24 protein-coding genes are annotated in these 22,745 nt (G+C 39.0%); 14 read left to right on the top strand and 10 right to left on the bottom strand.

All coding sequences use genetic code 11. The annotated features are described in order from the left end of the window. On the bottom strand, nucleotides 1–771 hold the full coding sequence (locus tag T546_RS0119240) for a ParA family protein (RefSeq protein ID WP_026893031.1): 771 nt from the start codon (nucleotides 769–771) through the stop codon (nucleotides 1–3). 228 nt (nucleotides 772–999) lie between these two features. Here T546_RS0119240 and T546_RS0119235 point away from each other — a divergent pair, with 228 nt between their 5' ends. Next, complete coding sequence (locus tag T546_RS0119235; RefSeq protein WP_026893030.1) at nucleotides 1,000–1,950, top strand: alpha/beta fold hydrolase; 951 nt, start codon at nucleotides 1,000–1,002, stop codon at nucleotides 1,948–1,950. 96 nt (nucleotides 1,951–2,046) lie between these two features. Here T546_RS0119235 and rsmG read toward each other — a convergent pair whose 3' ends face one another. The 8 genes from rsmG to rpmH form a co-directional block, all read right to left on the bottom strand. Continuing rightward, the gene (gene rsmG, locus T546_RS0119230) at nucleotides 2,047–2,778 is read right to left on the bottom strand and encodes a 16S rRNA (guanine(527)-N(7))-methyltransferase RsmG (RefSeq protein ID WP_026893029.1); all 732 of its coding nucleotides are present in this window, start codon (nucleotides 2,776–2,778) and stop codon (nucleotides 2,047–2,049) included. Then, on the bottom strand, nucleotides 2,762–4,690 hold the full coding sequence (mnmG, locus tag T546_RS0119225) for a tRNA uridine-5-carboxymethylaminomethyl(34) synthesis enzyme MnmG (RefSeq protein ID WP_026893028.1): 1,929 nt from the start codon (nucleotides 4,688–4,690) through the stop codon (nucleotides 2,762–2,764). Before mnmG ends, rsmG begins: the two co-directional genes overlap by 17 nt. A gap of 53 nt (nucleotides 4,691–4,743) precedes the next feature. Then, nucleotides 4,744–6,123 (bottom strand): tRNA uridine-5-carboxymethylaminomethyl(34) synthesis GTPase MnmE, encoded by a 1,380-nt coding sequence (mnmE, locus tag T546_RS0119220; RefSeq protein ID WP_026893027.1) that lies wholly within the window; start codon nucleotides 6,121–6,123, stop codon nucleotides 4,744–4,746. A gap of 72 nt (nucleotides 6,124–6,195) precedes the next feature. Next, nucleotides 6,196–6,861, bottom strand: coding sequence for an RNA-binding cell elongation regulator Jag/EloR (gene jag, locus T546_RS0119215; protein ID WP_024837886.1), 666 nt, complete (start codon nucleotides 6,859–6,861; stop codon nucleotides 6,196–6,198). A gap of 14 nt (nucleotides 6,862–6,875) precedes the next feature. Beyond that, nucleotides 6,876–8,159 carry a YidC/Oxa1 family membrane protein insertase gene (locus tag T546_RS0119210; RefSeq protein ID WP_026893026.1) on the bottom strand — a complete coding sequence of 428 codons (1,284 nt, stop codon included), beginning with the start codon at nucleotides 8,157–8,159 and terminating at the stop codon, nucleotides 6,876–6,878. Between the two features lie 19 nt (nucleotides 8,160–8,178). Beyond that, a complete protein-coding gene (yidD, locus tag T546_RS25145) occupies nucleotides 8,179–8,394 on the bottom strand; it encodes a membrane protein insertion efficiency factor YidD (protein ID WP_081752374.1) in 216 nt (71 codons plus the stop codon). A 4-nt stretch (nucleotides 8,395–8,398) separates the two neighbouring features. Next, nucleotides 8,399–8,746, bottom strand: coding sequence for a ribonuclease P protein component (rnpA, locus tag T546_RS0119205; RefSeq protein ID WP_026893025.1), 348 nt, complete (start codon nucleotides 8,744–8,746; stop codon nucleotides 8,399–8,401). Nucleotides 8,747–8,818: 72 nt separating this feature from the next. After that, the gene (gene rpmH, locus T546_RS0119195; RefSeq protein WP_013274848.1) at nucleotides 8,819–8,953 is read right to left on the bottom strand and encodes a 50S ribosomal protein L34; all 135 of its coding nucleotides are present in this window, start codon (nucleotides 8,951–8,953) and stop codon (nucleotides 8,819–8,821) included. Nucleotides 8,954–9,310: 357 nt separating this feature from the next. Between rpmH and T546_RS0119190 the strand changes: the two genes are divergently transcribed. From T546_RS0119190 to T546_RS24785, 12 genes are all read left to right on the top strand, one after another. After that, nucleotides 9,311–10,978: a contractile injection system protein, VgrG/Pvc8 family gene (locus tag T546_RS0119190; RefSeq protein ID WP_166429840.1), complete on the top strand. Its 1,668-nt coding sequence runs from the start codon at nucleotides 9,311–9,313 to the stop codon at nucleotides 10,976–10,978. Nucleotides 10,979–10,980: 2 nt separating this feature from the next. Beyond that, a complete protein-coding gene (locus T546_RS0119185; protein ID WP_026893023.1) occupies nucleotides 10,981–11,205 on the top strand; it encodes a hypothetical protein in 225 nt (74 codons plus the stop codon). Nucleotides 11,206–11,218: 13 nt separating this feature from the next. Continuing rightward, nucleotides 11,219–11,719, top strand: a complete 501-nt coding sequence (locus T546_RS0119180; protein WP_156951374.1) for a hypothetical protein — start codon at nucleotides 11,219–11,221, stop codon at nucleotides 11,717–11,719. 34 nt (nucleotides 11,720–11,753) lie between these two features. Continuing rightward, entirely contained in the window at nucleotides 11,754–12,353 is a 600-nt protein-coding gene (locus T546_RS0119175; protein ID WP_026893021.1) for a hypothetical protein, read from the top strand. Between the two features lie 3 nt (nucleotides 12,354–12,356). Beyond that, nucleotides 12,357–13,754: a contractile injection system protein, VgrG/Pvc8 family gene (locus T546_RS0119170; RefSeq protein ID WP_026893020.1), complete on the top strand. Its 1,398-nt coding sequence runs from the start codon at nucleotides 12,357–12,359 to the stop codon at nucleotides 13,752–13,754. After that, entirely contained in the window at nucleotides 13,754–14,353 is a 600-nt protein-coding gene (locus T546_RS0119165) for a hypothetical protein (protein WP_026893019.1), read from the top strand. Before T546_RS0119170 ends, T546_RS0119165 begins: the two co-directional genes overlap by 1 nt. Before the next feature lies 1 nt (nucleotide 14,354). After that, nucleotides 14,355–14,876 carry a hypothetical protein gene (locus tag T546_RS0119160; protein ID WP_026893018.1) on the top strand — a complete coding sequence of 174 codons (522 nt, stop codon included), beginning with the start codon at nucleotides 14,355–14,357 and terminating at the stop codon, nucleotides 14,874–14,876. 13 nt (nucleotides 14,877–14,889) lie between these two features. Then, the gene (locus T546_RS24790; RefSeq protein WP_051629983.1) at nucleotides 14,890–16,260 is read left to right on the top strand and encodes a PAAR-like protein; all 1,371 of its coding nucleotides are present in this window, start codon (nucleotides 14,890–14,892) and stop codon (nucleotides 16,258–16,260) included. Between the two features lie 9 nt (nucleotides 16,261–16,269). Continuing rightward, entirely contained in the window at nucleotides 16,270–16,638 is a 369-nt protein-coding gene (locus T546_RS0119150; RefSeq protein WP_026893017.1) for a hypothetical protein, read from the top strand. 386 nt (nucleotides 16,639–17,024) lie between these two features. Further along, on the top strand, nucleotides 17,025–17,801 hold the full coding sequence (locus tag T546_RS0119145) for an SDR family NAD(P)-dependent oxidoreductase (RefSeq protein ID WP_026893016.1): 777 nt from the start codon (nucleotides 17,025–17,027) through the stop codon (nucleotides 17,799–17,801). Between the two features lie 120 nt (nucleotides 17,802–17,921). Next, complete coding sequence (gene pta, locus T546_RS0119140) at nucleotides 17,922–18,893, top strand: phosphate acetyltransferase (RefSeq protein ID WP_026893015.1); 972 nt, start codon at nucleotides 17,922–17,924, stop codon at nucleotides 18,891–18,893. A 328-nt stretch (nucleotides 18,894–19,221) separates the two neighbouring features. Next, nucleotides 19,222–20,145: a DUF2628 domain-containing protein gene (locus tag T546_RS24785; RefSeq protein WP_026893014.1), complete on the top strand. Its 924-nt coding sequence runs from the start codon at nucleotides 19,222–19,224 to the stop codon at nucleotides 20,143–20,145. Nucleotides 20,146–20,199: 54 nt separating this feature from the next. On the opposite strand, the gene T546_RS0119130 is transcribed toward T546_RS24785, so the two are convergent. Beyond that, entirely contained in the window at nucleotides 20,200–20,829 is a 630-nt protein-coding gene (locus T546_RS0119130; RefSeq protein WP_026893013.1) for an ECF transporter S component, read from the bottom strand. 461 nt (nucleotides 20,830–21,290) lie between these two features. Here T546_RS0119130 and dnaA point away from each other — a divergent pair, with 461 nt between their 5' ends. Then, a complete protein-coding gene (gene dnaA / locus T546_RS0119125) occupies nucleotides 21,291–22,667 on the top strand; it encodes a chromosomal replication initiator protein DnaA (RefSeq protein ID WP_024837895.1) in 1,377 nt (458 codons plus the stop codon). Nucleotides 22,668–22,745 lie beyond the last annotated feature (78 nt).

Below are 22,745 nucleotides of genomic sequence, written 5' to 3'. Positions count from 1 at the left end.
CTAGATATCTTCTCCTCTGCTTATTACTTCGGCCGCCAGTAACCGGTAGCTTTCTGCTCCGGCTGATCTGGAATCATATAAATTGATTGGCATTCCATGACTGGGAGCTTCCGCCAGTCTGACATTTCTGGGTATAATGGTTTTATAGATATTTTGATTTAAATTATTCTTTACGCTTTCCACAACTTCCAGGGAAAGATTTGTCCTGGCATCGTACATGGTAAAAACAACGCCTTCCATTTCTAAAGAAGGATTCAGCTTTTTCTTTACCAGACCTACGGTATTTAGTACCTGGCTCAGTCCTTCCAGAGCATAATATTCACATTGAATCGGTACTAAAACAGTGTTTGCGGCGGTTAAGGCATTGATTGTCAATAAATTAAGTGATGGGGGACAATCTATGATAATGAAATCATAGTTTTTCTTGATTTTTTCAAGATATGTTTTAAGGAGATTTTCTTTGTTCTCGATTTCCAACAGCTCTATTTCAGCTCCTGCCAACTCTACATTAGAGGGAAGTAAATCCAGGTTATCCTGGATATTGGTAATCAGACATTCATCAATTTCACACTCTCCTACCAGCAGATCATAGATGGTTTTTTCCACGGTGCTTTTTTCGATTCCAAGCCCGCTGGTTTCATTTCCCTGTGGATCAAAATCCACAGCTAATACCCGTTGTCCAGCCTCAGCAAGACATGCGGACAAATTGATTGCAGTAGTCGTTTTACCGACTCCGCCTTTCTGGTTTGCTATCGCAATGATTCTTCCCATTATTCGTTTTCTCCTGTATAACATCCGGAAATTGCAGTTCAAACTAGAGTATAGCATACTTTATTTTTTTTTCCTATGGTTTCCTGTAAAAAAAATACAGAATTTATAAAAAATGTTTCACGTGAAACATTTTTCCAAGCTTAAGAATAAATTAATATGTTTGCCGTTGTAAGTCCATATTGATTATATTATAATAGGAAGAGATTATTCTACATTAGGAGGGAAATAATGAAAACAAAGAACAAATTACTGACTCTTCTCGTTTTATCCGCCAGTGCCGCAGCTGCTACTGCTGTCATTAATAAATGTATTAAGCTATCTGCAACCTCCAAGAATCTATTATCTGATACGAAGGCTCATTGTTATAAATGGCGCTTCGGCAATATTCATTATACAAAAACAGGAACTGGAAAACCACTATTACTAATTCACAATCTATCCGCTCACGGAAGCGGCGTAGAATGGAATCAGATGATCAATAGTCTAAAAGATCACTACACGGTTTATGCCATTGACCTCTTAGGATGTGGAAGATCTGAAAAACCAGACCTTACTTATACTAACTATCTCTACGTGCAGATGATTTCTGATTTTATCAAATCTGAAATTGGACATCGGACCAATGTAATTGCTACTGGCTCCTCTTCTGCTCTGGCAGTGATGGCATGTAACAATGCTCCCGAATTATTCGACCAACTTATGCTGATCAATCCAGACAGTCTATTGATGTGCAGCCAGATTCCCAACAAGCACAGTAAGGTCTATAAATTCATTTTAGATTTACCTATCATCGGTACGCTGCTATTTAACATTGCTACCAGCAAGCAGGCCATCAAAGAGGAATTTACAAAAGATTATTTTTCCAATCCCTACTCTGTAAAGAATTCTCTGATTGATACCTATTATGAATCCGCCCACCTTGGGGATTCTCCAAAATCCTTATATGCCAGCGTGACCTGTAATTACACCAAGTGCAACATTGTTAATCCTTTGAAGAAAATCGATAACAGCATCTATATCGTTGGTGGTAAAGATGTTGAAAATATGGAAGATATTATTCACGAATATCAAAGATATAATCCAGCTATAGAAAGCTCATTTATAAACAATTCCAAGTATTTACCACAACTGGAAAATCCTGCCGAGCTTCTCCATACCATACAGATGTTTTTCGTTTAAACCAATTCTATAAGTATATATACAAAAAAATGTTTCACGTGAAACATCCCTGTTTAACAGCGGAGCACATGCTCCTGGATGTTTCACGTGAAACATTTATTTTAACGGTTCTTTTGATGGCATTCCAGCTTTCCTCGGATACTTGCCAGATGTCTCACTATTCTTACGAATCATCACCAAGGATCTTTCTGCATCAGTACCAGGAAGTAAAAATGTCTCTAATCCTTCTACCTTACCTCCAAGTAAAAATACTGCATGCTTGGCTGCTCCCAACTCCTCTTCTATCTTCCCTGACTTATAGGGAATAAAGGCACCCCCTACTTTTACAAAAGGCATACAGTATTCAGATAATGTGCTGAGATTTGCTACCGCTCTTGAAACACAAAGATCGTATTGTCCTCTATGCTTCTTATCACGTCCCATATCTTCGGCTCTTCCATGCATGGCCTGTATTCCCTTTAATCCCAGTTTATCAATCACTTCATTTAAAAACTTCACTCTTTTATTGAGAGAATCCATGAGTGTAATCTCTAATTGAGGAAATGCTATTTTTAGTGGAATACCAGGGAATCCTGCCCCAGTACCCACATCAATTATCTTATACTCTTTTTCATTCAGATCTTGCACCGACTTTATGAGGGAAAGGCTGTCTGCAAAATGCTTTGTAATCACTTCTCCCATTTCCGTTATCGCCGTAAGATTCATGAATTCATTCCATTCAACTAATAATTCAAAATAATCATAAAATTGCTTTATTTGATTCTCTTCTAATTTTATATCTAACAAGTTCAATTCTTTCTGAAACTGTTCCTTAAAGCTCTCCATCATGGCTGCCTTCATCCTCCTTCTTTTCCTGACTCTTCTGATACCTGAGCTGTTCTAAATACACCAGTAATACAGAAATGTCAGCCGGTGATACTCCGGAGATTCTGGATGCCTGACCAATTGACATTGGCTTATAAAGATTTAATTTCTGGATGGCCTCACGCCTCAATCCTTTGACCGTTTCATAATCAAAGGTTACATCGAGCTTCTTATTTTCCAGTTTCTTATACTGGGAGACCTGTTGCTTTTGTCTTCGGATATAACCATCATACTTAATATTGATATCTACCTGCTGGGCTACATCCCAAGGAAGTTCCGGCCTGTTTTTATCTATTTTAGTTAACATAAGATAATTAAGTTCTGGTCTTCTTACCAGCTCTGCCAAGGTGGTTCCTGTTTTTAACGGTGTGCTCCCATTTGCCTCTAAAAACTCCTGAATCTCTCTGGATGCTCCCACATTGGTGGACTCAAGGCGCTTCATCTCTGTTTCTATGGACTGTTCTTTCTTAAGAAGATTCTCATGCTGCTCTTCTGATATAAGGCCGATGTCATGGCCTATCTTCATGAGACGCAGATCTGCATTGTCCTGGCGAAGAAGCAAACGGTATTCCGCCCGTGAGGTCATCATACGGTATGGCTCATGATTTTCCTTGGTTACCAGATCATCAATGAGAACTCCGATATAAGCCTGGGAACGGTCGAGAATCTTGGGCTCCCTATGAAGAACCTTCATGGCAGCATTGACTCCAGCCATAAAGCCCTGTACAGCCGCTTCCTCATAGCCAGAGCTTCCATTAAACTGTCCGCCGCTAAAGAGTCCGTCTACCCCCTTAAATTCGAGAGTAGGCTTAAGCTGTCTGGAATTGATGCAGTCATATTCTATGGCATAGGCATTACGAACAATTTTTACATTTTCAAGGCCTGGTACCGTGCGGTACATGGCGTACTGGACGTCCTCAGGAAGTGAGCTTGACATGCCGCCTAAATACATTTCATTGGTATAAATTCCCTCCGGCTCAACAAACACCTGATGGCGGTCCTTGTCCGGGAACTTTACTACCTTATCTTCAATGGATGGGCAGTATCTCGGCCCGGTGCCTTCAATGGCTCCGGAATAAAGAGGAGAACGGTCTAAATTCTCCCGGATAATTCCATGAGTTTTTTCGTTGGTATAAGTAAGCCAGCAGGAAATCTGCTCCTTCTGGATGGTCTCCGGATCCGTGGAAAAAGAAAATGGTACCACTCTCTCATCTCCAAGCTGCTCTTCCATTTTGGAGAAATCCACGCTCTTTTTATCCACTCTGGCTGGAGTACCTGTTTTAAACCGCAGCATTTCAATTCCATGGGCTTTTAAGGACTCCGTTAAGTAATTGGCAGCCTTCAATCCGTTAGGGCCTGTATACTCGCTTACGTCGCCGTAAATACATCTGGCCTTTAAATACGTTCCAGTGGCCAAAACAACCGCCTTACAACGGTAAATAGCCCCGGAATATGTCTTTACGCCTGCAATGGCTCCATCTTCCGTGATGATTTCCGTTACCTCTGCCTGACGTATGGTCAGATGCTCCGTACGCTCTAGGGTTCGTCTCATTTCCCTTGAATAATCCTGCTTATCCGCCTGTGCCCGAAGGGAATGCACTGCAGGCCCCTTGGACTGGTTAAGCATCTTAGACTGAATAAAGGTTTTATCTATATTTTTTCCCATTTCCCCGCCAAGGGCATCAAGCTCCCGGACTAGATGTCCTTTGGAGCTTCCTCCGATATTGGGATTGCAGGGCATTAAGGCAATGCTGTCGACACTAACGGTAAACACAATGGTCTCAAGACCAAGGCGTGCGCAGGCCAAGGATGCCTCGCAGCCTGCGTGGCCGGCACCAACGACCACAACGTCATATGATTCTTCTAAATACTGCATTTGATTCTCCCTTCCTCTTTCGTGCCCTCATTTAGGCTAAAGGTATTCTGACTCTATTTTCCCATACAAAACTTTTTAAATATTTCATTTACCAGGTCATCCTCAACCGATTCTCCCAGGATGGTCCCTAACTGCTCATAAGCATCCATCAAATCAATGGAATAAAAGTCCTCCGGCATCTCATTTCTCACGCTCTGCTCTACCATAGAAAGGCTATTTAAGGCTTCTGCCAGGGCATTTTTATGTCTTACATTGGTGATATACACCTGATCGTTAAAATCCAGCTTCCCTTCATAAAACATAGAAGTAATCTCTTCCTCCAGATCTTTGATACCGGTTCTTTCCTTTGCAGAAATTAATATGACTGGATGGTTTGTTAAGGATTCTAGCCTTTCCTTCGTCACAACCGGATCAAGATCCGTTTTATTTAAAAGGACGAGTGCCTTTTTATCCTGAATAAAATCTATTATCTCCTGGTCATTTTCATCAAGGTCACGGGAACCATCCACCACATAAATGATTAAGTCCGCTCCCTCTGCCGCTGACCTGGCCTTCTCGACCCCGATTTTTTCTACCACATCTTCCGTCTCACGAATACCCGCCGTATCGATGATATTAAGGCTTAACTCCTCTAAACGAATCTGCTCCCTTAAAGTATCTCTGGTGGTTCCGGCAATATCTGTTACAATGGCTCTCTCCTCTCCCACCAGAACATTTAAAAGAGAAGATTTCCCTGCATTTGGCTTTCCAAGAATCACCGTCTCAATTCCTTCGGAAAGAACTCTTCCGTTATCCGCAGAACGAATCAGGCTTTGAATCTCATCCTTTAAGGGTGATAATGTTTCTAAAAGAGTATCGCCATAGCCTTCTAAAGAAATATGTTCCGGATCATCAAGAGCTGATTCAATAAATGCAATATGATATATAATCTTTTCTCTCATATCCTTAATGCGCCTGGATACAGAGCCTTCCAGCTGGCTCACAGAGGATTTGAGGGCATATTGATTCTTGGCATTGATAACATCAATCACAGCCTCAGCCTGGGCCAAATCCACCCTTCCATTTAAAAAAGCCCGCTTTGTAAATTCTCCCGGCTCCGCTGGTCTTGCTCCGTGCTTTAACACAGTTTCAAGAATCCGCTTTGTTACAAGAACACCGCCATGACAGTCAATCTCAATGGTATCCTCGGCCGTAAAGCTTTTAGGACCTCTCATTATCATGACCAGGACTTCGTCAACCATTTCATCTCCATCATAAATATGACCGTAATGGATGGTGTGGGAAGGCTCCTTGGAAAGCTTTTTATTCCCGCTTCCCTTTGCCTTAAAAATCTTATCTATAATTTGAAATGACTCCTCGCCGCTGATTCTCACGATTCCGATCCCGGAACTAGACATGGCAGTGGCGATAGCCGCAATTGTATTCATCTTCATTTTTATTCACCTGTTTATAAGGAAAAGGGGTGAGGTGCCTTCCGACAGCCCCAACCCCTCATTGTTGATTGACTATTTATCCTTTTCCTGATACCGGTCCTTTTTTGGATATTCTCTTTTCAGAGATATCACAACATGTCTGAAAGGTTCCTCTCCTTCACTTCTGGTAACAACGAACTTGTCATTTTGAAGTGCGGAGTGAATGATTCTTCTCTCATAAGGATTCATCGGCTCCAGGGAAACGTTACGTTTGGTACGTTTTACCTTGTAAGCGATATTTTTTGCGAGAGTTTCAAGTGTTTCTTTTCGTCTCTCTCTGTAATTTTCCGTATCCAGCTTCACCCGGATATAATCATCGCTCTCTTTGTTTACTACTAGGCTCACCAGATACTGTAAGGAATCTAAGGTCTGTCCTCTCTTACCAATCAATATGCCCATGTCATCACCTGACATAACGATGGAAAGCTCTCTGTCACCTGCATGGTAGGAAATTTCCATGTTGACCACAAGGTCCATGGCTCCGAACACATCAGAAAGAAATGATTCCGCTTTGTCTTCCAGAGTCTCCTTCTTCTTTGCACGGATGACAGCAGGTTTTTGGCCGATAAATCCCAGAATACCATTACTGCCCTTATCAACAATTTCATACTCCAGTTTGTCACTGGTTGTCTCTAATTCGATTAATGCCTTTGTAATCGCTTCATCAACGCTTTTTGCTGAAACTGTAATCATATCCATAGGTCACCCTCCTGCTATTTTTGCTTATCGTTAAACTTCTGTACCATCCTTGCTTTTGATGAAAGACTGTTTGGATTGGAAGAATCCTTGCTGTAATAATCATTGGAGGCTTTGACCTGCTCCTTGATTTTTTCCTTCTTCACATCCAGATCAGCTTCTTCTTTCTCAGCAGCGGCCTGAAGATTCTTTAAATTAGCGGTCGCATTATGGGATACCCGCTGAGGAGGAAGGCCTTTCTTTGCACGCTTTGCGTTAGCCTTTTCCACGTTTTTCTTAATCATCTCATCCATATCGATGCGGTTTAAATGACGGTTTACTGCAAGCTGCTGGATAATCTGGAACACACTGGAGGCAATCCAGTAGATACCGATACCAGCTGGAAATGTAAAACAGAAGAAAACAGACATCAGCGGCATAACCGTATTCATCATCTTCATGGACTGAGCCATAGCGTTACCATCATCCCCTGCTTTCTGGGGCTGAGCCTGGTTAACTGTCATAAGCTTAGCACTGAACCACTGGCTGACACCAGCAAAAATCGGAATTAAGATAGCTAAGCTGAAATGAAAACCGCCGCCTGCCGGGAAAATAACACTTGACGGAGTTGACGCAAGATTGATTCCCAAAAAGGAATTCATATGGGCAATCTGAGCGGCATTGGTTGCAATCACATCTTTTACGCTTGGGAATAAATCCTGAAGCTGATTCCAATGTGTGGGATTTAACTGATACAAAAAGTCTACCATTCCATTGCTTGTGGACATGTCGTGGACTCTTGTAAGATTTATCTTATTATCCGTTGCAAACTGCTTTAACATCTCCACATGGTTCACATTTAAAGAGCCAATGGCAGTAACAACATTTTCAAATACACGCTTTACGCTTGGTACGTATGCAGGAATCTGATAGATTACCTGATAAAGAGCAAACAGGATAGGCATCTGAATGACTAGCTGAATGCATCCGCCTGTCATGGAAGTTCCATATTTCTCGTAAACTGCCTGAACCTCTACGTTTTGTCTGCGCATGGATTCCTGATCAGTTTTACCTTTATACTTTGCCTGTACGGCCTGAATTTCTGGCTGCATGACGCTCATCAGCTTAGAAGATTTCTGCTGTTTTAACGTCAGTGGAAACATAAGAAGCTTTGTTACTAGAGTAAATAAGATAATACATAAACCAATATTCTGGATTCCAAATATGCTGGTCAGCTGGAACAGCCAATCCATGATAACACCCAGAACAGTTGCAAATGGGCCCAGAATGCCCCCTACCTTAGTCAGTACTAAGAATTCCAATGAACTACCTCCTCATCTGTTACGGAACTGGATCATAACCGCCTTTTGCAAACGGATTACAGCGAAGAATCCGATAGCAAGCCAAAAACGTACCTTTTAACACGCCATACTTATTAAGTGCTTCAATGGCGTATTGAGAGCACGTAGGCGTGTATATGCAGTGAGTTCTTATTTTAAGGGGAGAGAGATATTTCTGATATCCTCTGATCAACAAAATCATGACTTTTTTCACCATAAGATCACTTCGATTCTTTTTTTATAATGTTATGAAGTCCGCACAAGTGCAAATATGCACTTTCGATTGTTTTGTAATTTTCTTCCTTTGCCGCCGCCCTGGCAACGACTACGATGTCTAACCCGGCCTCCACCATGTCCTCATGAAGCCTGAAGCTTTCTCTGATTAATCTGGTTATATGATGCCTCACAACGCTGTTTCCAACCTTCTTGCTGACGGATATTCCAATCCTTGATTTAGGCATGTCCGTCTTTTTTACATACATCACAAGAAGCTTATTGGCATAGGATTTCCCATTCTGATAAACAGCCTGAAAATCCTTGTTTTTCTTGATCGAATTAAAATGTTTCATAAAAATCTTTCCTTTTCCGTTTATCTGGAATTTGAGAAAAGAAAAGGCCACAATTAATTGCGGCCTGGTCCATTAAGCTGATAATTTTGCTCTTCCTTTTGCTCTTCTGGCAGCTAAAACTTTTCTTCCGCCCGGAGTGCTCATTCTGGCTCTGAAGCCATGAACTTTGGATCTCTGTCTCTTCTTTGGCTGAAACGTCATTTTCATAATGTACGGACACCTCCTCTTGTTACAATAGCTTATCATAGGCAATATGATGAAACATATTGAGACTATTTTAGTTAAACATCGTTTCAATTATATAGAACAAAGCATAGTTCGTCAAGGGAAAAATGCAATTTTCCTTGCATTCAGGCGGATTTTCCCGGCAAATTAAGAAGCCCTCTCCCATTCATTTCCATGACCATCCAGTTTTTCCTCTGGATGGGTTACAAATTTTTACTTACAGGGGGTTATTTTATACATACAGATTTTTTTGTCGATTTTTGTATTATTCTTACTTATATAGAAATAATTCCATTTAAAAGCGGTAACAAAATAATAAAGGAGAATAAGGAAAAATATATGGCTGAATACATTACATATGGTGAAATTAAAATCAAATGCAACATAAAAGTAAACCGCATCCTTCAGCTTTCTGTAAGCGAAAGGATTGGTTCCCATGCCATGGCTGAAATTAAGGCAAATATAGAATCTGAAAGCTTAGGCCCGTCCAGTACAGAGCTTATGAATCAGCCTGTTAAACTCTATTATGTAAAGGATCATAAAGAGCATCTGATATTTACTGGGGTAATTACTAAAGTCCATATTGAAAAAGAGTCAATATACGAAACGATATCTCTTTCCGCAGTCTCCTTAACCTGGCTTATGGATTTAGAAAGAAAAAACAGATCCTTTCAGGATTGTAATGATTCAGTCACAGGACTTATAAAAAAAATAGCGCAGGAAAATTCCTTTCAGTTTTTATGTTCTGCAACAGACCAATCAATCACCCAACCATTTATTCAGTATAAAGAAACAGACTGGGAGTTTATATTAAGGCTGGCAACTCATCTAAACGCCCCGGTTATTACTTCCTCAAATTATGACAGCAATGGATTCTATCTCGGGTTCCAGGATGAAAAAATCCCTCAAAAACTGCATGTGACCAGGCAAAAATGGTGCATGGATGCAGAAATGAATCGATCACCTTACTGGAGAACCGAAGAAGCAACTTATTACGAAGTGGATACAAGTCAGATTCTTCATTTAGATGAATGTGTCCTCTTTCAAAACGAAGTTTTATGGCCATACCACATCAGTTTAATTCTACATAAAGGCCTTCTGCACTGTATTTGCAAATTAGCTGTAAATAAACATTATTTTACTCCTATATCCTATAATCCCAACTTGAAAAATATTTCTTTTACCGGCACCGTTTTAAGTCAAAAGGAAGAGTCAATTAGTATCCATCTGAATATCGATGAAAAACAAGATACTGGCAACGCTTACTTGTATCCCTGGTCACCTGAATCTGGTAATATGCTTTACTGCATGCCGGAAATTGGAAGCAGAGTCAACCTTCTAATACCTGGAGAGGATGAACAAAAAGCAATAGCCATTAACTGCGCACAGCAAAATGAATCACTGGAAAAAGAATCAAAAACTCCGGAAAATCGGTGGTTTATTACAGAGAACGAAAAAGCAATGTCACTCAAACCCTCTGGTATTAATTTTTCCTCTAATAGAAATCAATCTAGTATTTCCATTCAGGACGAAATTGGAAATTCCATACAAAGCAACAATGAAATATTCATACAGGCAAAAGGGAAAATCTCTATTTATGGAACACAGATCGAACTAAATGCCCCTACCGAAGTTACTGCTATAAAAAGGCAGCTAGGAAGTCCCGCAATTGTAAACCTTTGCCACAATCTGGATTCCATGGGAGAAAACAGTGTATTTACAAATCTGGAGGCAAAGGATGAAAACTCATCATCAAAAGGGCCTGGGGTTCTTACGGAAGGTACCTCTATATCAAATAATCTTAGGGAAGATAGAAAAAAGGAAGTAAAAGAGAAACTTGACCTACAGCTAAAAAAACTGTCAGAGGAAGAAGACAAACGAACTTATGAGTTAGGAAAGTCAATTATTAATGTTGTCTCCTCCATCCCTCAAGTAGTAGAAAAAAATAAATTATCCCAGATCGCAGCCGGATTCCGACCTATCGCCGGAAGAATGAAAGGAGAATAAGCATGGCATATTCCGTTATAAATGGAGCTGTTGGAAAAAGTCCTATGATAGATAAATTAAACCAATTATCTGTAGGACAAGTCAAGGAAAAGGTTCCAATGCAAATGGAACAGGTTGTAACCGGACACAATCAGATACTCTATCCCGATGTCCCAGTATCCTTTGATAAATGCAAGAAGGAAATAAAAAATCAGCTTTGCAACTTAAGGCTAAATTCGGAGGAATGATATGAGGACGTCCATGAATCAAATAATTCTTTTTAATAACCTGCTTTCCCTCACTCTTCCTAGTTCCTTTGAATCAATGAATTGGGAAAAGTTAGAGTTAATGTTTCCAAATGAAGATAGACCACAATTCATTTACGAAGAGATAGAAGCTAACAGATTTTGCACCTTTTCTTTGCTAAAGGATCAAAAGCTATCCAATTTTCAGGTAGAACAAGGAATCCAATCCATTTCTAATTCCATTATGAGTCTTTATCCTACCTGCTTGATTGAGGCACCACAGCTTTTAGAAAAAGAGGAAAAAATCTTTGGATATTTTACCTTTAAAACACATAGCAAAGAAGGAATTCTACGGAACATTATGTACATTCTTTCCGTGGAGGGATGCATGATGTTGGGAACCATGGGATGTCTTTTAGAAGATGAGGACGGAGTAAGACAGTTAATGCAGATAATGAACTCTCTTGAAATCCCAGAAAGAACCCCCTCCTATCGGCGCATTAGTAATTGTTCGTAAGTCAAATAGACATTATCTTTAAAAGGAGAATTTTATGAATATAGGTAACTATGCGGATGAAGAGATCATTAAGTTAAAAAACTATTATCAGAGTAAGACTACCTCCTTTCATTTACTTAAAGATGAAATACATATCCGCGGAAAAAAGGTTCGATTTTTACCTCAATTACTTTTTGACGGTAATTTAACAATTCTGGTTCCTGATTATTTTATTGATATGCCTGAGAATATTGCGAAAGTCCGATATATAAGCAATTATCGTCCCCCCATACTGCTCACCTCCCCATCTTATGATGAAAATCTAGGGTTCCATCTGTTAAACAGAAATGCTTATCAGGAATATAACAAATTAGACGAGCTTATTAAAAAAATGATGGAATCAGTGCTGCAAACTGCTCCTGAGACTGTATTTTATGGAAAAGGCTGCTTTCAGCCAGAAAAGGCAGAAGGAATGTGGTTCGAGTACAAAAATTTCACACTGGACGATGAAACCTATAACTTACAATTGTTAGTTCTTACAGATGAACACCTGCTGGCTGGGACGTTTAATTGCAGGATGTGCTTTTACGATGAATGGAAGGAACCCATTCTTAAATCTCTGGATTATATAAAAATTGGAAGAAAGGAAGATTAAAAGATGAAAGCTGATAAAATATTTTTTTCTCACTTTGAATTTTTAACTTTAGAAACACTTAAGATTGATCAGCAAATAGGAAAACACGCTACCGCCGTCTGTACTGGCTGCATACGTGATACGGATGTGGAAGAATACAAAAGAAAGCTAATGGAACAAAAATGGGTCACTATTACTACCGAGGATAATGAGGGATCAAAAAAAATCTTAATGACTGGAGTTATTGCTGGATTTTCCTTAGAGTCTAAGGCACACACCACTAATCTCACTCTAATACTAAAAAGCGGAACCTATCTTATGGATACTTCCCTTCATTTTCGCTCCTTTCAAACATCGGGGATATCCTATCTAGAGGTATTAAATACTATAAATCAGACATATGGAGAATCGGGAGTTAAGGAGACGGGAGGCTTATCTTCTGCCACAATTGACTTTTTATTGCAATATAAAGAAACTGACTGGGAGTTTATTCTTCGTATTGCCAGTCGCTTTGGATTGAATGTTACACCTGCCATCGAAAAAGAAGGAGCTTTTTACTACATCGGTAATGCAAACATCACTACCTATCAACTTCCAAATTCCGTTTCTATAGGTATAAGCAAACATATGGATCAATATATGGTTAAGAAATCTAACGGTATTGGTTCCCCAATGGAGCATGATTATCTGGAATATCATATATCTTCAAGAGAAATTTATCACATTTGGGACAAGCTGATATTGAACAATGAAGGCGGATACATATATAAAATTCAAAGTGAATATTTAAATGGAGAATTAAATCACTCCTATTTCTTCCGACCAGAAAGTGGGTTAGAAACCATGGAGCGCTTGAATGATAAGATACAAGGCTGCTCATTTCAGGCCATTGTTAAAGAAGTAAAACGTGACATGGTAAAAGTCCAACTGATAGATGATGAAAATTCTAATCAAAGCATAAACAAATGGTTTCCTTACTCTACCGGATATTCGTCACCAGATGGATCAGGGTGGTATTGTATGCCAGAGCCTGAAGATCATGTACGACTTCAAATTCCAGGCCCAATCGAAGAACAAGGATATGTAATAAGTTCCATACATCTAAAAACCAACAATGGCAGAGTAAATCCAGATCATAAATCATTTAAAACAAAGTACGGAAAGGAATTATTATTTACCCCAGATAGCATAGAGATGACAAACAATAAAGGAATGTCCATTAAGATAAAAGATGGAGAAGGAATACGAATAGAAAGCAATAAGAATATATCCATTACTTCCAAAGGAAACATGACTATATCAAGTGAAGATTCCTCTCTTACAATAGCCGGAACAGATCGTGTTAACATTAAACAAGGCGGGGCGGGGCTCTATATTGATAAAGACATCTCCTTTAAGGGTGGAAAGTTCAGGATACAATAATGGATCGAAAAGAAAATCTACTAAATATCATTAACAAGCTTATTCCTGAACAGTTTATAAAAAGCAGTAAACTAATTGCTGCATCCTGTGAAGAAAATAGCAGAGAAATGGTTCATGAATTTCTAAAAGCATTTATGAGCGCTAAAGAACAGGCAATGATTTGTCAAGATAATGATGAAAAAGGGAAGCTGTCCTACATACTTTTTTCTAATCTGTACAGCAGTATATTTCTTAAGAACTACCTGATAAGAATAGATATGATGGATAGCAGCTTTTATAGTGACACGACCTCTTCAACCTCCTATTGGGACGCACGAAACATATATTATTTATTTGAGGAAGATGTTAAAGCCATTAGTAAACAGATAGAAACATATTTACCAAGAATCCGTGAATATGAGGTTGATTATATCCGCTATGCCTATATACCTTATTACCATCGAATAACCAAAGCTTTCATCCACTCCATGCTTAATGAAGCTATATCAGTAGAAGGATTTTTGCCCTGTAAGGACCGTCTGGACAATCAAGTCCACATACTTTTCGGAGAATACATGGGACAAGCAGATATTCTTTATATCTTGGGAAAGGAACTCTAAAATGAGATATTTTAGTATTTACTCTGATACAAAAAATCCCCAGCCCCTTTTCCTGGACTGGTACAACAAAATTAAACCTGGTAGATCAGATCATGAAATATATTGTGAAATTCAAGATCATAACCACTTTTTAGTAGATCTGAATGAAGAAATTCAGTTTATGGATTTAATATCGCATCCGTATTTTATGGTATCCAAAGAATTTGCATCCTTAATCCGCCTCTACCAGCCTCAAGTCCAATTTAAATATGCAACCCTATTTGATAAAACAAACCAAAGAACAGCATTCTTCCAGATACCCAACTTACCAGAGATTGACTGTCTGCATGAAAATAGTGAAATCAGCAAGGACAAAAGCGAAATCATAACAGGAATATTATCAAAAGAAAATATTCCATCATTCCCAGTCTTCCGCCTTGGCGGAATAAAAGGCAGATACATAATAGCAAACCTGGACTTTGTAGAAAGTGCTCACCGAAGAGAGGTAACGGGTATGAGAATGAAAGAGTTTATGATAAAATGAAAGGAGGAATTACATGGGATTTTTTGACTGGCTGTTTGGTAAGGAAAAAAAACCACCAGAACCATTGGTATTAGGTGCTAAACTGCGATGCCCATATGGTTCTCAAGACAGTTACTTATATGTTGATTCAGAAGATATAAAAATCAACAATCTACCCAAAGCTTGTGTAGACGATACTAAAGCTTTATTCAATATCCTGCCCTTTGGTGACTGTTACGCCGGAGGTTCTTGTGAAACCCTAATGAATCTAAATAATAAATGGGAAAATCCAGTTCCGCAAGGAGAGAAGGTTAATGGAAAAGAAATCATTACTACAGAGTCTCTTCTCGCATGTAGGGTTGTAGGAGCAGAGTTTAAAATCATTAGTTCCGGACAGGATGGAATATTTGCCAAGCAGATATTATTTTGTGAAGAGATGGATCAAAAGTACCCCGGACTTCGGGAGGTGTTAGAAAATCCATACGGAAGCCTTTATCTTAACAAAGGAATGTACAATAAAGCCATTAAGTTTATTGAAGATCAGACCCTAAAGAAAGGAGATATAGACCTTTATACCCTATTTGATGAGAAGAATGTAGAAGGAAATTATTTAAGAAGTGCTTTTGGACATCTTCTGCCCTACTGTGATACTTCGACAATGGAAGGTTTCGTTAATGGTATGCAAACAGGCGGAGTAAGACAAGGCATATCTAATGATGAAGGTTGGAATGAACTTAAAATAAATACGAAAACAATTGAATTTCTTAAAAAGGATTGTAAGGAAACAGCACATAATATCGATACAAAACCTTTTTATAGATGGCAGGAAGAAAATAAAGTTTTTTCCAGTGCTTTAGCAGACGGTGTTAATACGATCGCATACGCGGCTATAATGTATAGTGGTATTAAAAACGTAAGTAACGGACAAAGCAAGTATAGTAAATCTGTGACTCAGAAAGTTGAGGCTAAGGGGGCTGGCAAAACTAAATATGATAATATTAAATTTGATTCTTTATCAGGTGATGACTTAGTAAAAGTTACAACAGATATTCGAAATAATGGTGGTTCACCAGTTAATATACCTGAAAAAACTAAAGTAATTGCTCAATCTAAAAATGGATATCAACAAATAAAATATAAATGGAATGATGGTAATTATAATTATGAAGCAAGATGGCATACAGAAACACCAGGAGCCGTACAATATGATAGAGGAACTACGTGGGTAGTTACCAAAACAACACCAGGTAATGCAAATGGTGTTCAAAAAGTAGTGGAGGTAAAAGTTGGAGATTCATGGGTTAATGAGTCAGTCTGGAATCAAGCAGTTAAAGCTAATCAATCTGGAACAGCTACAGAAGCACAAAAGCAAATATTACAAAATGGTCATTATCAGGCAAAATAAGGAGAAACTATGGAACATTTAAATAATAAATACTACTTAGGATTTGAGGGAGAACCAGAAATAATTTTTACTGTTGTTAAACAAGACAATGAAAAATCAGGATTAAGTTTATGGTCTGGTTATTTTGATAATATAATGCAGCAAATTACACCAGTAGAAGGAAAATGGACAGCATTATCATATTATTACAATCTTAATATAGGATGGTACGATGAAAGTCCTTGGTTAATAGAAAATATTGAAGGTGCATACGAACAATTTAAAGGTATAGATAAGAATAAGCTTGATGAATTGGAATTGGAAATACTTGAGAAAATACTCGAACTATTAAAAAAATCTATTGAAGAAAATAATAATGTATACATATCATATGAATAATATGATAAAAAGACAAGCAGATATTGTTAATGAAAGGGATTGGTCAATAGTATCTCTAGCTAGAGGAATTACTGGAAAAGCCATACGGAAGCCTATATCTTAACAAAGGTATGTATAAAAAGCCATTCAATTATACAAGTCTGGCGATTGTAGGCCCAAAACTAAACGTGGATTAAAGACCGTGACCACATTGTTAAACTTCTACAGGCGGCAAGCAAGGATGTACAAAGTAAATTATGATAGAGCTATCAGCTATCTGGGCGGGACCTTTAAGTCCCGCTTTTATATTACCAATTTATTGAAATTAAAATGTATGTATACTATAATATTGTTATTATTCATCTATCATTTGTAATCTCTTTTAATAAAAGAAAGGACGTAAATGCATGGAAAATTATTTTGATTTATATGGTAAAGTAGCTGTTGTAACAGGAGCTAGTTCAGGACTAGGAGCAGATGCGGCACTTGCCTATGCAAAAGCAGGAGCAGATGTTGCACTACTGGCAAGACGGATAGAAAAGCTCAATGAGGTAAAAACTGAAATTGAGCAGTTAGGCAGAAAGGTAGTTGCGGTCGGGTGTGATGTTACCAAGGAGGAAAGCGTAAAAACAACGATACAAACCGTGCTTGAATCCTTCGGTCACATTGATATCTTATTAAATAATGCAGGCGTAGCCGTACGCGGCGGAGTAGACAGCATGTCAGTGGAGGATTGGGATAAATCCTTCGATACAAATGTGAAGGGAATCTTTTTAGCAAGCAAATATGTACTACCGCAAATGATGGAGAGAGGTTATGGCAAAATCGTTAATATTGCATCGGTTAATGCAGTGGTTGCAGATAAATTTGATGCCTTTATCAGACACTCCTATAATTCCTCCAAAGCGGCCGTGGTCGGCTTAACAAGAGGTATGGCAGCTTCCTATGCGAAATATGGTATCACAGTAAATGCCATTGGACCGGCTCTTTTTGAAAGTGAAATGACAAGTGGAACCTTATTTAAGTCAGAAGAGTTTTTAAACAAATACAATGCATCGAACCCATCCGGACGCCCTGGGAAAAAAGGAGAATTAAATGGTACCATTCTCTACCTTTCCAGTGATTGTTCCAGCTATGTTCAAGGTCAGTTCATAATCGTAGATGGCGGCGGCGCTCTTGTATAGAGTAAATACCCACCTTTGTTATTCGATCAATGAACGATATAATAAATATGAAAAAAGGTAATTGATTCTAAAATATATACTTAACTCAAAACCATCCATCAAATCCAGGAGGAAACCCACATGTTCAACCAAATGATCACCACTCTAAAAACAGAAAACAGAAAAATCGTATTCACCGAAGGCACTGACCCAAGAATCCTAGAAGCCGCCAGCCGCCTCCACACCGAGGGCATCTTAACCCCTATCCTACTGGGAACCCCAACTGAAATCAAAGAAGCTGCCACAAAATCTGGATGGTCCGTAGATGGAATTGAAACCATCGACCCAAACAACTACGACCAAATGGAGGACATGGTCTCTCTAATGGTAGAATTAAGAAAAGGAAAAATGGATGAAGCCTCCTGCCGAGCTGCGCTCCAAAAGTCCAATTATTTCGGTACCATGCTGGTGAAAATGGGAAAGGCCGACTGTCTTCTTGGTGGAGCCACCTATTCCACTGCCGATACCGTAAGACCAGCCCTTCAGTTAATCAAAACCAAGCCAGGCAGTAAAATCGTATCAAGCTGCTTTATCCTATACCGCCAGTCAGAAAACGGAACTGAAATGTATGCCATGGCGGATTGTGCCATAAATCTAGATCCCTCAGAGGATGAGCTGGTTGAAATCGCATATGAAACTGCAAGAACAGCCAAAACCTTTTCCATAGATCCAAAGGTTGCAATGCTCTCCTACAGCACCCTTGGCTCCGGAAAAGGAGAATCCGTAGATAAAGTAAGAAACGCTTCCACTAAATTAAAATCCATGAATCTGGACTTTCCAGTGGATGGCGAACTGCAGTTCGACGCTGCATTCTCACCAACTGTCGCCAAAACAAAAGCACCCCAATCAGCCGTAGCAGGTAATGCCAATGTTTTTGTATTCCCAGACATCAACGCCGGAAACATAGGATATAAAATTGCCCAGCGTCTTGGTGGTTTTGAAGCCTTTGGTCCCATCCTCCAGGGATTAAACGCCCCAATCAATGACCTTTCCAGAGGCTGCAATGCTGATGAAGTTTATAAAATGTCTATCATCACAGCATCCTTAATATAAATAATATTCTTAAACACATTTAATATGAAGAAAGGGAAGAATGGTAACTCTCCAGTCACCACTCTTCCCTTTTTAATCCAGTTAACATAATCCACCTTATAATCAATGATAAAACATCCTCTCTCTATCCCTTATTCTACACTATTACTCTCCCATTTTTCATCTAATAATCACCAAAGATTTAACACCTGACCATATAATCCCCCAGTATTTACATCTCTCTCAGCTAATTTTTACACGTACCCTGCTATTTATTACACCATAAAATATTTTGTCGAATTTTGCTGATATAATATGTTCCATAATTCTTAACGTAAGGAGATTTTACATGGAACAAGTACAAAAAACCTGGGATGACTGGGCAACCGAAACCTTTGTTGGAGATAATTACTACTATTATAAAACAAAATGGGAACACCAAACACCTGAACGATCCTTCACCAGCTGGAACTGGGCCGCATTTTTCTTTCCCTTCTACTGGCTTATTTATCGTAAAATGTATTTATATTCATTCTTCTTTTTTCTCGCAAGCATAATTGGATATATCCTTCCAATAGGATTAATTCTCCATGGCCTGGCAGGTGCTTATGCTAATTACATGTATTATAAAACCTGTAACACCACAATAAGAACAGCCTCACAGTATAATAATGATGATGCCCTGTCATACCTAAAAAGGAAAGGTGGAACAAACTTCCTGGGTGTAATTCTCACCATAGCCGCCATATTAATTGTTATAGGCACCATCTTTTGGGGACTCACATTACTGGCAGATACTTCCAGCACCACCTCAGCTCCAAACGAAAATACCTATGATGCAATTTCAGTAAACAAGGAAATCATTGCTACAGCACCAAAGAGTTATGAACGGGAAACAGATAATTCAAATGATTTATATCTATACGATGATATCAAAGATTCTGAATTAATATTTAACATATATTATAAAGATGATTATCAGGATACCGTCAATGAGCAATATTTCATGGATAACATGATAGATTATTTTAATACAGAATATACTCTCAGTCCAGTCAACAACAAAGAAATGTTAAACTTGGACCACCAGGCCCCTCAAACCCTATATAAAAGCACAATAGGCACAAACATACTATATTTCTACTTCACCTGCGAGAAATTTGACAAATATTATGTACTGACCACATTTACAATCAGACCAAGCGATTGGGATCGTGTCAGCAAAGAAATCGCGGATACCATATCAAGTGTCAGACCAAACGATACCTTATAAAACACCAAAAAAGGCACCTCTTAAATTTCTATAAGAGGTGCCTTTTCATCATTCCTATCGATTCATCACTTTAAGCAATGCCTGAGAAACCGCTACCGTAAGAATTCCGGCTACGATTGCCTCAGGAATTCCATTGATGCAAATAATCCCTAAAATAACAGAATAAATTCCATCCGTAAGACCCTTAGCAGCTTGTCCATACTCCTTGCCAAACAGAAAATAGATCAGATTCATTACCAAAAGTGTATTGGTTAATGATCCAGCTACTCCAGCGGCTGCAAGCGCGATGGTCCGTTTCCCTGTTTTACTCCCCAGCGCCTTTATCACTGCCCGGAACACATAATATGCAACAATTCCCACTAGAATTCTGGGAACCATGCAGATGATGAGACTTCCAAAATTGCCTCCGTACTCTCCTACCTTAATAAAAGGAGAAAATACAAAAGACGTTGGATTGGGCATGTAGGTATTTTTCCACAAGCTTGTGAGACCAAACATCATTCCTAAAAATGCCCCATATTTTGGTCCAAGAATAATGGCTCCAATTATGACCGGAACTTGAATGATGGTGGCATTCATAAAACCAAGAGGAATATACCCCAAAGGCGTAAATGCCAGGATTACGATAATAGCAGCAAATACAGCTGCCAGTACCAGGTTACGTGTTTTGTTTTCAATGTTCATCCTTTAACCTCCTGTGCTACTGTTCTTTTGAAAGATACAATGCAACTTGTTACACCTGCATTATACCTACTTCCCAAGGCATTCGTCAATCCTGTTCTCTAAAACACACGAAATTTGTTAATTTACATAAAGTTATCAACATTATGGGGATAACTTGTGGAAAACTATCTTGATACTATCTTGATAACCCTTTAGTTGTTCACAAGCCTGTCCTCCCATCCCAGAAAAATACAAGTTTTCCAGGATGTGAATAACGTGACTTGTAAAAGTACGCTTTTTTGTGGACAACTCTCTCTCTGGATGATTATCAACAATTCATTCACAAGCAATACACAGCCTCTGCACACACTTATCCACAATTTTTTACTATTCTCATTGAAAATTATTTCAAAATGGTATAAAATGAAGTTTAGATTGGGCAAATGCGCATATTTGCATTTTTTAGATGTAGGAGACTTACAATGTTAGAAAAGTTAAAGGAAAAATGGGACGAAATCTTATTGAATTTAAAAGAAGAGCACGAAATCACAGACGTGTCTTTCAAAACCTGGCTTCTCCCGCTGAAAGTTTATGCTGTGGATGGCGAAAAAGCCATCGTCACAGTTCCGGATGTAGAGTTCTTAGGATACATCCGCAAAAAATACGGGTTTCTTTTGAAGATCACCATCGAAGAAGTGACTGGCTTTGAATGCAGCGTTGATTTTGTTGTCGAAAATCAGATTCAAAAGGAGACCGCCCCTGCTCCTGCAGGAAATACACTCATTACAAACTCGGTTAACCCGGTCAGCCAGTCTGCTATCATCACTGCCAACTTAAACCCGAAGTATATATTTGATACCTTCGTGGTGGGTGCCAACAATAACTTAGCCCATGCCGCATCTTTGGCGGTGGCGGAATCTCCAGGTGAGATATACAACCCTCTTTTCATATACGGAGGCGTTGGACTTGGAAAAACCCATCTGATGCATTCCATTGGACACTTTATATTAAAGAACAATCCCCATGCAAAGGTACTCTATGTAACAAGTGAGAAGTTCACCAACGAGCTGATCGATGCGATCCGTAATAAAAACAACTTCTCTCCCACTGAATTTCGGGAAAAGTACAGAAACAACGACGTTCTTTTAATCGATGACATCCAGTTTATTATCGGCAAGGAAAGTACACAGGAAGAATTTTTCCATACCTTCAATGCCCTTTATGAAGCCAAAAAGCAGATCATCATCTCCTCCGATAAACCTCCGAAAGAAATTGAGACCTTAGAAGAACGGCTTCGTTCCCGTTTTGAATGGGGCCTTACTGTGGACATACAGTCTCCGGATTATGAGACCCGAATGGCCATTTTACGGAAAAAAGAAGAGATGGAAGGCTATAACATCGACAATGAAGTAATCAAATACATTGCCACCAACATAAAATCCAACATCAGAGAACTGGAAGGTGCCTTAACAAAGATTGTCGCACTCTCCCGTCTCGATAACAAAGAAATCACGGTGGAACTGGCAGAGGAAGCATTAAAGGATATTATTTCACCTAATGATAAAAGAGAAATCACGCCGGAGCTTGTCATCCAGGTGGTTGCTGACCATTATGGTTTAACGCCCCTTGATATCTGTTCCCAAAAGCGTAACAAGGAAATCGTCTATCCCCGTCAGATCGTTATGTACCTATGCCGTGAGATGGTTGGCACACCACTTCAGATGATTGGAAAGTTCCTTGGAGGAAGGGATCATACCACCATTATTCATGGAATTGATAAGATTACGGCAGATGTGGACAAGAACGATACGTTAAGCAATACCATTGAGATCTTAAAGAAGAAGATTAATCCACAATAACCTGTGCATTAGATGTTAATTTCATGTGGATAATAAAGCCCCTCAAATCGTTTCTCATCATCTTGTGGATAACTTGAA

Origin of the sequence: [Clostridium] aerotolerans DSM 5434 (assembly GCF_000687555.1) — a bacterium.
Lineage (GTDB): Bacteria > Bacillota > Clostridia > Lachnospirales > Lachnospiraceae > Lacrimispora > Lacrimispora aerotolerans.
The sequence above is the reverse complement of the archived record's forward strand: the minus strand, read 5'-3'. Positions and strand labels throughout refer to the sequence as shown.

Excerpts from the sequence above, each read along its gene's own strand:
- T546_RS0119240 (WP_026893031.1), bottom strand. The coding sequence starts at position 771 with ATGGGAAGAATCATTGCGATAGCAAACCAGAAAGGCGGAGTCGGTAAA.
- T546_RS0119235 (WP_026893030.1), top strand. The coding sequence starts at position 1,000 with ATGAAAACAAAGAACAAATTACTGACTCTTCTCGTTTTATCCGCCAGT.
- rsmG (WP_026893029.1), bottom strand. The coding sequence starts at position 2,778 with ATGATGGAGAGCTTTAAGGAACAGTTTCAGAAAGAATTGAACTTGTTA.
- mnmG (WP_026893028.1), bottom strand. The coding sequence starts at position 4,690 with ATGCAGTATTTAGAAGAATCATATGACGTTGTGGTCGTTGGTGCCGGC.
- mnmE (WP_026893027.1), bottom strand. The coding sequence starts at position 6,123 with ATGAAGATGAATACAATTGCGGCTATCGCCACTGCCATGTCTAGTTCC.
- jag (WP_024837886.1), bottom strand. The coding sequence starts at position 6,861 with ATGGATATGATTACAGTTTCAGCAAAAAGCGTTGATGAAGCGATTACA.
- yidD (WP_081752374.1), bottom strand. The coding sequence starts at position 8,394 with ATGGTGAAAAAAGTCATGATTTTGTTGATCAGAGGATATCAGAAATAT.
- rnpA (WP_026893025.1), bottom strand. The coding sequence starts at position 8,746 with ATGAAACATTTTAATTCGATCAAGAAAAACAAGGATTTTCAGGCTGTT.
- rpmH (WP_013274848.1), bottom strand. The coding sequence starts at position 8,953 with ATGAAAATGACGTTTCAGCCAAAGAAGAGACAGAGATCCAAAGTTCAT.
- T546_RS0119190 (WP_166429840.1), top strand. The coding sequence starts at position 9,311 with ATGGCTGAATACATTACATATGGTGAAATTAAAATCAAATGCAACATA.
- T546_RS0119185 (WP_026893023.1), top strand. The coding sequence starts at position 10,981 with ATGGCATATTCCGTTATAAATGGAGCTGTTGGAAAAAGTCCTATGATA.
- T546_RS0119180 (WP_156951374.1), top strand. The coding sequence starts at position 11,219 with ATGAATCAAATAATTCTTTTTAATAACCTGCTTTCCCTCACTCTTCCT.
- T546_RS0119175 (WP_026893021.1), top strand. The coding sequence starts at position 11,754 with ATGAATATAGGTAACTATGCGGATGAAGAGATCATTAAGTTAAAAAAC.
- T546_RS0119170 (WP_026893020.1), top strand. The coding sequence starts at position 12,357 with ATGAAAGCTGATAAAATATTTTTTTCTCACTTTGAATTTTTAACTTTA.
- T546_RS0119165 (WP_026893019.1), top strand. The coding sequence starts at position 13,754 with ATGGATCGAAAAGAAAATCTACTAAATATCATTAACAAGCTTATTCCT.
- T546_RS0119160 (WP_026893018.1), top strand. The coding sequence starts at position 14,355 with ATGAGATATTTTAGTATTTACTCTGATACAAAAAATCCCCAGCCCCTT.
- T546_RS24790 (WP_051629983.1), top strand. The coding sequence starts at position 14,890 with ATGGGATTTTTTGACTGGCTGTTTGGTAAGGAAAAAAAACCACCAGAA.
- T546_RS0119150 (WP_026893017.1), top strand. The coding sequence starts at position 16,270 with ATGGAACATTTAAATAATAAATACTACTTAGGATTTGAGGGAGAACCA.
- T546_RS0119145 (WP_026893016.1), top strand. The coding sequence starts at position 17,025 with ATGGAAAATTATTTTGATTTATATGGTAAAGTAGCTGTTGTAACAGGA.
- pta (WP_026893015.1), top strand. The coding sequence starts at position 17,922 with ATGTTCAACCAAATGATCACCACTCTAAAAACAGAAAACAGAAAAATC.
- T546_RS24785 (WP_026893014.1), top strand. The coding sequence starts at position 19,222 with ATGGAACAAGTACAAAAAACCTGGGATGACTGGGCAACCGAAACCTTT.
- T546_RS0119130 (WP_026893013.1), bottom strand. The coding sequence starts at position 20,829 with ATGAACATTGAAAACAAAACACGTAACCTGGTACTGGCAGCTGTATTT.
- dnaA (WP_024837895.1), top strand. The coding sequence starts at position 21,291 with ATGTTAGAAAAGTTAAAGGAAAAATGGGACGAAATCTTATTGAATTTA.